This is a genomic window from Pseudazoarcus sp. NS34, from assembly GCF_059703725.1.
Genome location: NZ_BAAKIZ010000005.1, coordinates 1 through 8,961, shown reverse-complemented (window position 1 = coordinate 8,961; position 8,961 = coordinate 1). Strand labels below are relative to the sequence as shown.

Sequence of the window (8,961 nt, the reverse complement as noted above, 5' to 3'; positions counted from 1 at the left end):
CGAGCGCAGCGTGAGCGTCTCGCCCGCGGACAGATGCGTGTTGCTCCAGATCAGATCGTCGCCCTCGGCGTTGCCGCGTGCGGCGCTGGCGTTGGCGGTGATGCCGAAGGCGAAGCCGTCCGATCCGTAGGTGATGGCCACGCCCACGCCGCTGCTGCTGCTCTGGCTGGAGCGCTCCACGCTGGCGGTGTTGGCGGCGGCGATCAGCGGCGCAGCTTTCTGAGCAATCGCGTCAGCAATCCCCCGTCCGTTGCAGAGTGAGGGCGGTGTGGATGGGTACTGGGCCCGTCCGGGCGCAATAGGTCGCCGGGGTAGTGCTCGTGCCCAAGACAAAGGCTATCGTCCAGGTCGAACGCCTTGACTGCCGCTACAGCCTCAATACACCACCGACCGAAGTAGCTGCCCTTGTCGAGCGGGTGCTTGACCGGGTCGCCGTAGATGTACCACCACAGTTCCTCATTCCCTTTGCGAGCGAGCTCTGCATACCAGTGTGTGACGAAGTCACGCAGCAAAACGGCCTGCTGGTCGTGCGGCGCATCAACGGCTTTCAGCAAACGGGCGTAAGGCTTCGGATGGAGCAGGGCAGAGCCGATGCTGCGGCTTGGCTGACGGCTGGCGATGACCCGGTCGAGCAGCACATCCTCGCCTTCGCCGCCGATGAGCGCGAGCAGGCGTTGCCACTGCTCGTCGGGGATTTCGAGGGCAAGCGCCAGCCCGACCAGCCAGAAGCACCAGTTGTAATGGTTCAGGTTCGAAAGCCGGAAAATCCAGGCGCGCGGGTCGTTGTGGGCCCGAGGATCGTCGCTGACCAAGGGGCTGCTCAGCAGGTGCCGGTGATCCCAGCCCTCGCCGGGACTGAGCTGGGCGTTCAATTCGCCGGTTAGCTTGTTCGACAGCTCCCATGCGTCGAGCAGACCGGGAAAGCGTTGGCTGAGTTCGCGGATGGGGTCGCCGCGGGAGTAGCGGCGGAGGATGATCCGAAGAATGTCGCCCTTCGCAATGTCCCAAACGAATTGCGGTCTATACGCAGGGTTGCGAGAGGGTCTTTCGAGCTGGTCGAAGTTCTTTCGAGTATTTTCTTTGTCAAATTCAATCCACTTGCCCCAGTAATCCTTATCACCCCACGCCGCCCGAATCACAATTTTGCTCCCGATAAACTTGTTCCAGTGTTCAGTATTCTGGACGTATCTACCGGCTTTGACCTACCTGCGGCATCAAGAACTTCAACCAGGGTTGAGCCATCTGGTCGCGTGGTGACGACCCACGTCTCGTAACGGCCAGCCTCAATTGATCGTGTCACATCAGGTGCGGCCTCGCGCCCGACAGCCTTTTCAAGTCGTCCGCCTCCCGTAATCCAACCCTCACTGCCCTGTTTCCCATCCAGCGTGCTGCCGAGGTTGGCGCTCACGGCCCCTGATTGTTCTCAGGGCGACGATCGAGCAACATTCGACTTTCGTTGTCGAAGTAGCTGATCAGGGAGTGAGGTAGCTCGGATTGAAGTCGTTCCAAAAGATCCCATCCGGTCTTATTGAACTCAGCGGCGCATTCTTGAGATGAAAATCCAGACTCGATGGGATTGTCTCGATTCAATGTCCTGTCGTACTCAGAAGCCCATTCTTCCAATGCTGCCTTTGTTTTATCTGAAATAGGCAGTGTTGCAGGATCAATATTATCTGTTCCATCCATATCCCAGAGTGGCCAGCAGTCATAGTCGGCCATTAACTTTATTCTCGCTGGATTCTGTTTCATAGTTTAGTTTTACTTAAAGGAGGTTGGGTTCGCGCCTACGATAAATCCGTTGTCTCCAATGGTAATCGCTATCCTGTGTGTTTGTTCATTAAAGGAGTACTCATAGATTGGTCGGCCAGCGGCGCGACCCTGATAGCCTACGATCTTTCCGCTTTCGAGAGCGGTGAATACGGCTTCTGGTATTTGATCCTTTGAAACACCGTTCTTCGCAAATTCATCGGCGTGCCTGTGGATATGCTGCAAACCGGCAGCATCGGTTCCTGTCTCGAGCCAAACGGTTCTGCCGTCAGGAAGCTTCCTTATGTCGACTATATGTTCTGGATTGATTTTGGAACCACCATTCACCAGTTCATCAATAAGTTTTGCTTGATTCTTTGCGCTCGCAACATCGCCGAGCTTCTTGCCCACAGCTTCGTCAGGTTTGACGCGATTTTCGCCGTGGAGGTCGCTCCGGTGACGGCGGCAGTGACGCGAATGGCGAGGATGGCCTTCTGGATGCTGGCCACATCGGTGCCGTAGATGGCGCCGAGCTTCTCGGTCAGATCGGCATTGAGCGCAACGGCCGACCCTTCGCCGAGGGCGTGACCGGTCTCGACCAGACTGTCCTGGATGATGCCGCCGATGTTGCTGACTACCTCCCAGACCGCATTGAGCACAGCATCGGTTGCTACGGCCGGGTTGTCCGCCGCGAACTTCAACAGATCGAGCGTGCCGTCCTTCATCTCCACGCCGGAGTCGCGCAGCTCCTTCAGCAGCCCGGTGTTCAGATCTCGGCTGATGCCGCTGTGCACGAAAGCCTTGTAGAAGGCCGGGTCGGCGATGTCGGCAAACATCTCCGGGCGCAGCAGTTGCTGGCCGGTGGCGGTGAAGAGGGACTGGTTTTCACCTAGATCATTAACGAAGCTGCCCTGACTTCCCGTCAGGAACTCTTTGGCGGCAAGGTCATCGCCGTCAGCCAGTTGCGCGCGCCACAAGTAATCCACCTGCTTCAGCGGCTGCTGCGCGAGGCGCTGAATGGCTTCGTTCTCTGACATGTCGCCATTGAACGCGGCAAACGCCTTGGCATCTCCCGAATCCATTTCACTTCATCCGGGTGAAGAATCAATGGGGTCAGAGCCATTGATTTCCGTCCGTTCACGAACCCAGCGGAGGGAGTCGGGGTCAGAGTGAGTTACCCGGGTTTCCCGGACAGTCTGATCAAGGGGCACGCCCTTGCTCCTCGAACGGCATCGGACTGAGATATCCCAGCGACTGATGAATGCGCTGCCGGTTATAGAACAGTTCGATGTAGCTGAAGATATCTGCCTTTCCTTTCTCGCGGGAGCGCAGGTCGCAGTTGTCGTTTCTGGATAACTCAACGCGACGTGCCGTCGCTCTGCACCCAGTACACTTCGATCTCGCGCCAGGGCGTCTCGAAGGCGTCGGGCCGTTGATCATCTGCGAATACGTAAATCCGTTTGCGTCCGGCCACTGACCGGGCGGTGGTGACGGCCGCTTTCACCTCCGCCACATTGATGCCGGGCGAGCGGCCGACCACGGCCAGATCTTCCACTCTGGGGGAGGCCAGCATGGCGTGGATAGCCTTGACTGCGTTCGAATCGCCCGAGAGCTTCGCCGATGCCATAACGAGCGCGTTGGACAGCGCGTTGTTGGCACTCGGTATCTCGACGATATACATCTCGCCGCCGCCCCCCCTGGCCTGATAGACGGCAGCGATCTGCCGCTTGAGTGCTTCCTCGCCCGGCATTGCTGCCCCTCTAGACTGCTCGGTTGTTGTCGAGCAGCCTACGAGGCACGTGGCGACTATGAGCGATACAGCATGGCGCGAGAGCGCATTCCTTATAGCGGAAAGCTTCATCGTGTTCCTCCTTAGTTGGGTGACCTGCCCTCAAGTATTGACCCCAAACCCGTTCTCTATCGTGTGCCTACCTTCTGGGACGAAGAGCCAGAACTTGTTCGATGCTTGGCAGAGTGGAGCGTCAGAATGCGTTACGAGCGAAGGCGGTTTAGCGCCGTCACTTTGGCTCAGACGAGTAATGCTCAATCGACACGAGTGACCAATTTGCTCGAAGATAGCTTCGTAGTCCTCGCTGGCGACGGGCACAAAGCACGGTTCATTCATTTATCCTGACATTGATCATTGGCTTAGGGAGTGGAGCAGGTAAAAACTTAAATTTTCATAATTAATGGCTTCATCATCTCTTGCGTGTGGATTGGGAAAGTGTGTCATATCGGTTCAATCTTCACAGACTTGATCAGGTGGCGCAGTGTTTGCTGGATGCGGGCGTGGGCGTCGGGGTATTGCAGCGATTCGCGGCTGGCGCCCAGTTCCATGCCGAGGGAGTAGCCAGTATCGCCAATGGGCAACAGCCAGATCTGAAAAGGCCCTCCCACACCATTCAATGGCCGAGGGCCAAAATCCTGTTCCGCCGTTTCCTGCACCAACCACAGATTGGCACCAACGCGACGCTCGGACCACAGCCCACGAGGGTTCCTCTCCGTCTGTATGGCTCGCCAGCTTGCAAGGTCGCGCTTGTATAGCATGACCTTCAGAAGGTGGCTCGGTACCCACCAGCTTTCAAAACAGAGCGCGCGGAAGCCGATTTCGATTTCTTCATGGCGAATTGGTACTCTCTTGTCGGGAGGTGGGCTTTCGTATACGCCGGTTCTGCTGCTACGTCTGGCCCACTCCAACGTAGCCGCTATGCTGGCTTCCGATTCTTCCTTGGTTGGCGGTGCGTAGATGGGCCTTTGATGTTTGACGCTGCGAACAAAGCGGTCGAAGTCGAATGGCGTTATACCTTCAAAACGGAGCCATGTTTTTCCGTTCTCTTCGAAGATATCCCGTCCAATAAAAAGACGACTGCGCATGCCATAAGCTTCACTCTCCTTCTCGACTCCTCTGTATCCACAACCGGACTCCAACCATTTATGGGTAACGCGATATCTGTCCAGCAAGTGGAATTGATAGGTGTTGTAGATACCTGTAAGGGGTGAATCCATCGCCCCCGGACGTGCGTACCGGTCATCATTGCGCCTAATCGCTTCCTCAACGACGCCGCACCCGGACAGGACAAGTGTGGCCGCCAGGCCAGCAAGTACCGATTTCATCACTGGCCTCCGCTTTGCTGATTGATCTGAACGCCGCCTTTGCGTTGGCCGCCAACGTATTCAATTAGCTTGGAATTACCATCGGGCGTGCCCTGCGGCCCGCCGGGCACCGGTCTCTCGACCTGGGCGCACCCCGGCGCACCCGTACCATAACAACTGTGCATGCTGTCATTGGTTGTGATTACCTGCCACAGGTCCTTTAGCGTCCATATGCCGGGGTTGCCGCCAGCTAAATTTGCAACGGATACGGGATCGTTGCTGAAGTAGCTGTAGGTGATGTTCTTTGGATCGCCGTGAGGCCCTTGGACTGCTACCGCCTTTTTGCGCCATGCCACCGCATCCGCCGCCCCACCCACTCCCCGTGCCGCCAGATTAGGGTTCGTGTAAAGGCTGCCGCTTTCATCTGGGCGATTGGCTAGGATGGTGAAAGCAATCAATGGGGTCAGAGACATTGATCTTGTATCCCGAAGGAATCAATGGCACTGACCCCATTGATCTTGTTTAGCGTAATTGCTTTGGCATCAGGCGAATCTTCACGAATTCGGTCTTTGCAAACTCCTCAGGAGTTAGCCCCCCGCGCCCCAGGTCGCAAAGGTGATACCAGTAGGGGCGGATATTTGGAAAGCCCAGATGATCTCCCATGATATTTCCCATGTACGCAGTGAAGTAAAATGGCTCTTCCAGCTGCCTGGAAACACAAAGATCCAGGATCGGAGCTAATAGCTCCAGAGCATAGTCAGCGTCGGAAACGCTAATAGGTAAATCTCTCTTCTCAAAATCCTCTCGAGCCGAAAACAGCGCTTTCCTCAGTTCCAGTGCGGCTTGTGCGAGTTCTTCTTTTTGCATTACATACTGCGGCATGAATTACCTCTCAATGCGAAAAGTGGCAATCTTAACTGGGGGAGACCATAGACTACCGTTCGGTAGGATAGTCTGGACCCCCGATCCTGCCGATATCGTACCTGTGTTGGTTGTTACCGTAGCAATATCCGATTGGTAGATCGTAGGGTTTTTCCAGCTAAAGGCTGACGTTCATACACGCTGTATGAAACCCCTTTCCGAGATCAATGGGGTCAGCAAGATCAATGGGGTCAGTGTCATTGATCCATTCCTTTGCGGAACTCGACCGATTTGCGGTCGCCGCCTCGCCCAAGCGGCATTGGTCGCCTACCGGTTCTGGCTTCGATTTGCGCCTTGAACCGGTCGTTACCCAGCACCCATGCCTTGTTCGTTCAGTTGAAATCCTCGGCTACCTCTCCAAGCACTTCGAGAAACCGTTCCCGATCAGTGTCGTCTTCATAGATCGCCTCACGCCGGTCCCCGCGAGAGGTGATGTGATAGAGCGCACCAGAGAACTCGATTCGGATTGGGCGTGCCATGAAGATCAGGATAGGTTGCCGGGAGTATAAAATCTAGACCTGACCCCGAATCCGTGCATTTTGTCTATAAGTCCCTCATTCTTCTGCTGAGCATGAGTTCACCTAAAGCCCACCCTGATAGAGCTAGGCCAATTAATCCGAAAAGCCATGGCCCACCTTTCTCGTGCCCCCACTTTTTGGTTACCCAAGGAAGATCATTAGCAAACATCACATAAAGCGTGATTAAAAATAAAATTAGTCCAGTTACGAGACACAAGTATAGAAAAACTTTTTTGATCATTTAATTACTTTCCAACGATCACTTGGGTCAGCGTCATTGATCCTTTCCCTAGCGGCATTGGTCGCCTCCCGGTTCTGGCTTCGATTTGCGCCTTGAACCGGTCGTCACCCAGCACCCATGCCTTGTTCGTTGCGTCTCGGATCGCGGCCACGTCTCGCTCCGCCATTCGGCCTTGAAACAACGCACGATAGGCACTTTGTCGCTCTTCGTCCGTTCCCCCCAGTTGCTGATACATCGGATGTGGGGTCAACAGTTCGATAGGCTTGCCCACTGCATTGCCCTGGTAGCTGGACCAAGGGTAGTCCGAGGCATGAGCCGCCATGCTGGCGCGCACCGGATTCAGCTCGATGTAGCGATACACCGTCAGCAGGTAATTGTCTGCATCCACCAGCGTCGACTTGTAGCGCCCTTCCCACAAGGTGCCAGTACGGTCATAGGTGTAGTTGAAGTACTGGACGTACTTGCGTCCCAGACTCTGCATCATGCGGCAGACGCCTTGCTCGTCGCGCGGCGTCACGAGCACGTGGACATGATTGGTCATCAGCACGAAGGCGTGAATGGCGACTTGGTGCTTGGCGGCCGCGTCCTTGAGGAAAGTTGTAGTCCGCCTCCGCGTAAAAGCAGGCCTCTCGGTTGTTGCCGCGCTGGATCACGTGCTGGGCGCAACCGGGCAGGTTGAGTCTGGGCAAGCGGGCCACCGCGACTCCTTTCGATTCACGTCATAGCTGCGCGGCGCGGAACACAAATCAATGGCTCTGACCCCATTGATGTGCAACCACCCTATTATTGCTTATAACCACATGCCCGCATTCTCAAGCATTTTCCATACTTGTTCGCGGCCGCGCTCTGTTATTGATAGAGTGCGGATCGTCTTTCTCGGCGTAAATGGCTGCCACCATCGGAGGTCCGAGTTGAGAGCCTTCATTGGAAGATCGAGCACTTCAATAGATCGCTCGCCCCAATAAATCCAAATAACGTCGGCTATTTCCGGATCTCGAATTTCACCAAGAAGCTTGGTGAACGTGTCTGTCTTTGGGCGTGGCCTCGATTGCCTTAGAGCCTCTACAAAAGCATTGCGGTTCATGGTGCCATTACTGATGGTTTAGTTGTGTCGAAGATTATCAGGTTTGTGCCGCCTGAGTGCTGAGCTGAAGGTGCCAAGATGGCGCTGTAGCCTTGCTCACGCGCCCATTCTGCGATCCTTTGTGTTTGGTTATAAGCGCCGTTTGCGCCATGAGATGAGAGTGTGATCTGTTCTCTTGATACGCCAAGGGCTTTCAGGGCAGCCGAATCGGTTAGGTCAAGAACCCCGTCGATTCTTACGTCGCCGCTCACAAGTACTTTTCCCTGCAGAGCGCCGTAACTCGCCACCTCCGCAGAGGCAGTTTGCGCTGTCGTTCCGGTATAGATCACACCTGCACCTGTTGGCGAGTACCGATGATCCGCGAACACACCTCGAGAATCCTATCTTCCTGTTCGTCTCCTATTATTGTTCTATTCCATCAGCTTCCAATGTCCTCCTGCACCGTGGTAGGTTTCAACCGACAATCTATAACGTTCCTTGTTCGCGGTTGATAGAAAATACCACTCAAGGTAGTCAGCTGGCCAAGGACCATTTTCATTCACGTCGGATATTTTGGTTTCCGTCGCAAATGGGGCGTCTGCCGGCCAACATTGCTGCATCTCTCCAGAGGCCACAGATTCTTTTAGTTTCACAATCAGTGCTCTCAGTTCCTTGGAACTACGAATCGGCATATCCGCCCAAGATGATATTGAAGTGCTCATGTTTGCCGCTCTCATCGAGTTATCCATGATGGATCAACGCGCGGTATGAAGACCTGGCTACCGCCACCGATTTGCGCGCCGCCCTGCGAAGCTGCGGCACCTTGATAGATTGTTTGCCCTGCAGGGACTTCTATAGTTGTAATCTGTGTGGCGGTATTTCCCCATTCCGGTTTCAACGCCAAATCAATTTGCGCTTGCAGTGGGCCGGTCGGACGAATGGTCGTCCAGTACTGCCCCATTTCCCCTGCATTACCCCCTGAAACTCGATATAGCGTTATTGATTCTGAAAGCACGCGAATCGGGGTCAGGTCTATATTTTATACCGTTCATTTCGCGGTCCTTCCACGACGAACTGCCTTGGCCACGGTAGTGAAGTGCACACCGAAGAAATCCCCAATCTGTTGGTAGCTATAACCGCCGGTCGAGTAGGCAGCGACCATAGCCGCATTTCTATCGGTGTGATTCCGCGCGATGTCACGGAGAGAGGGCGGGGGCGGGCGACGCTGCGCGTGAGGAATGTTCACATCGTCCTTGGCTTCCGCCCGTAGCAAGCTTTGGGCGACGAAATCATCACTTCCCAAGAACACCTGTGACTTCAGGTTGCGCCAGACCGGCTCCGCATCAACGCCCTGAGCAACAAACTTAATGTAGCGGCGC

General features: G+C 55.3%; 15 protein-coding genes. All 15 read right to left on the bottom strand.

Features of this window, described 5'->3' with window-relative positions:
- Positions 1-180 (bottom strand): hemagglutinin repeat-containing protein (locus AC6H0N_RS15545; RefSeq protein ID WP_497575049.1); only part of this gene is annotated, 180 nt, incomplete at its 3' end.
- A 23-nt stretch (positions 181-203) separates the two neighbouring features.
- Positions 204-1,139, bottom strand: a complete 936-nt coding sequence (locus AC6H0N_RS15540) for a PoNe immunity protein domain-containing protein (protein ID WP_497575048.1) — start codon at positions 1,137-1,139, stop codon at positions 204-206.
- Positions 1,140-1,404: 265 nt separating this feature from the next.
- The gene (locus tag AC6H0N_RS15535; protein WP_497575047.1) at positions 1,405-1,719 is read right to left on the bottom strand and encodes an immunity protein CdiI family protein; all 315 of its coding nucleotides are present in this window, start codon (positions 1,717-1,719) and stop codon (positions 1,405-1,407) included.
- 39 nt (positions 1,720-1,758) lie between these two features.
- The gene (locus AC6H0N_RS15530; protein ID WP_497575046.1) at positions 1,759-2,157 is read right to left on the bottom strand and encodes a hypothetical protein; all 399 of its coding nucleotides are present in this window, start codon (positions 2,155-2,157) and stop codon (positions 1,759-1,761) included.
- Positions 2,091-2,828, bottom strand: coding sequence for a hypothetical protein (locus AC6H0N_RS15525; RefSeq protein ID WP_497575045.1), 738 nt, complete (start codon positions 2,826-2,828; stop codon positions 2,091-2,093). The genes AC6H0N_RS15530 and AC6H0N_RS15525 overlap by 67 nt, the downstream gene beginning before the upstream one ends.
- A 118-nt stretch (positions 2,829-2,946) precedes the next feature.
- The gene (locus AC6H0N_RS15520; protein ID WP_497575044.1) at positions 2,947-3,186 is read right to left on the bottom strand and encodes an IS3 family transposase; all 240 of its coding nucleotides are present in this window, start codon (positions 3,184-3,186) and stop codon (positions 2,947-2,949) included.
- Positions 3,104-3,607 carry a hypothetical protein gene (locus AC6H0N_RS15515; protein ID WP_497575043.1) on the bottom strand — a complete coding sequence of 168 codons (504 nt, stop codon included), beginning with the start codon at positions 3,605-3,607 and terminating at the stop codon, positions 3,104-3,106. The genes AC6H0N_RS15520 and AC6H0N_RS15515 overlap by 83 nt, the downstream gene beginning before the upstream one ends.
- Positions 3,608-3,975: 368 nt before the next feature.
- Positions 3,976-4,860, bottom strand: coding sequence for a hypothetical protein (locus AC6H0N_RS15510; RefSeq protein WP_497575042.1), 885 nt, complete (start codon positions 4,858-4,860; stop codon positions 3,976-3,978).
- Positions 4,860-5,312, bottom strand: coding sequence for a hypothetical protein (locus AC6H0N_RS15505; protein WP_497575041.1), 453 nt, complete (start codon positions 5,310-5,312; stop codon positions 4,860-4,862). The genes AC6H0N_RS15510 and AC6H0N_RS15505 overlap by 1 nt, the downstream gene beginning before the upstream one ends.
- A 49-nt stretch (positions 5,313-5,361) precedes the next feature.
- Positions 5,362-5,706 (bottom strand): hypothetical protein, encoded by a 345-nt coding sequence (locus tag AC6H0N_RS15500; protein WP_497575040.1) that lies wholly within the window; start codon positions 5,704-5,706, stop codon positions 5,362-5,364.
- An 817-nt stretch (positions 5,707-6,523) separates the two neighbouring features.
- Positions 6,524-7,078, bottom strand: coding sequence for a transposase (locus AC6H0N_RS15495; RefSeq protein ID WP_497575050.1), 555 nt, complete (start codon positions 7,076-7,078; stop codon positions 6,524-6,526).
- Positions 7,079-7,309: 231 nt separating this feature from the next.
- Positions 7,310-7,603 (bottom strand): hypothetical protein, encoded by a 294-nt coding sequence (locus AC6H0N_RS15490; protein WP_497575039.1) that lies wholly within the window; start codon positions 7,601-7,603, stop codon positions 7,310-7,312.
- A complete protein-coding gene (locus AC6H0N_RS15485) occupies positions 7,600-7,971 on the bottom strand; it encodes an RES family NAD+ phosphorylase (protein ID WP_497575038.1) in 372 nt (123 codons plus the stop codon). The genes AC6H0N_RS15490 and AC6H0N_RS15485 overlap by 4 nt, the downstream gene beginning before the upstream one ends.
- Positions 7,972-8,013: 42 nt before the next feature.
- The gene (locus tag AC6H0N_RS15480; protein ID WP_497575037.1) at positions 8,014-8,304 is read right to left on the bottom strand and encodes a hypothetical protein; all 291 of its coding nucleotides are present in this window, start codon (positions 8,302-8,304) and stop codon (positions 8,014-8,016) included.
- A 326-nt stretch (positions 8,305-8,630) separates the two neighbouring features.
- Positions 8,631-8,961: hypothetical protein (locus AC6H0N_RS15475; protein ID WP_497575036.1), on the bottom strand; the 331-nt coding region annotated here is incomplete at its 5' end.

Bases quoted from the DNA above. Each gene is read 5' to 3' on its own strand.
- AC6H0N_RS15500 (WP_497575040.1), bottom strand. From the start codon at position 5,706: ATGCAAAAAGAAGAACTCGCACAAGCCGCACTGGAACTGAGGAAAGCG.
- AC6H0N_RS15525 (WP_497575045.1), bottom strand. From the start codon at position 2,828: ATGGATTCGGGAGATGCCAAGGCGTTTGCCGCGTTCAATGGCGACATG.
- AC6H0N_RS15520 (WP_497575044.1), bottom strand. From the start codon at position 3,186: ATGATCAACGGCCCGACGCCTTCGAGACGCCCTGGCGCGAGATCGAAG.
- AC6H0N_RS15480 (WP_497575037.1), bottom strand. From the start codon at position 8,304: ATGAGCACTTCAATATCATCTTGGGCGGATATGCCGATTCGTAGTTCC.
- AC6H0N_RS15505 (WP_497575041.1), bottom strand. From the start codon at position 5,312: ATGTCTCTGACCCCATTGATTGCTTTCACCATCCTAGCCAATCGCCCA.
- AC6H0N_RS15535 (WP_497575047.1), bottom strand. From the start codon at position 1,719: ATGGCCGACTATGACTGCTGGCCACTCTGGGATATGGATGGAACAGAT.
- AC6H0N_RS15515 (WP_497575043.1), bottom strand. From the start codon at position 3,607: ATGAAGCTTTCCGCTATAAGGAATGCGCTCTCGCGCCATGCTGTATCG.
- AC6H0N_RS15490 (WP_497575039.1), bottom strand. From the start codon at position 7,603: ATGAACCGCAATGCTTTTGTAGAGGCTCTAAGGCAATCGAGGCCACGC.
- AC6H0N_RS15510 (WP_497575042.1), bottom strand. From the start codon at position 4,860: ATGAAATCGGTACTTGCTGGCCTGGCGGCCACACTTGTCCTGTCCGGG.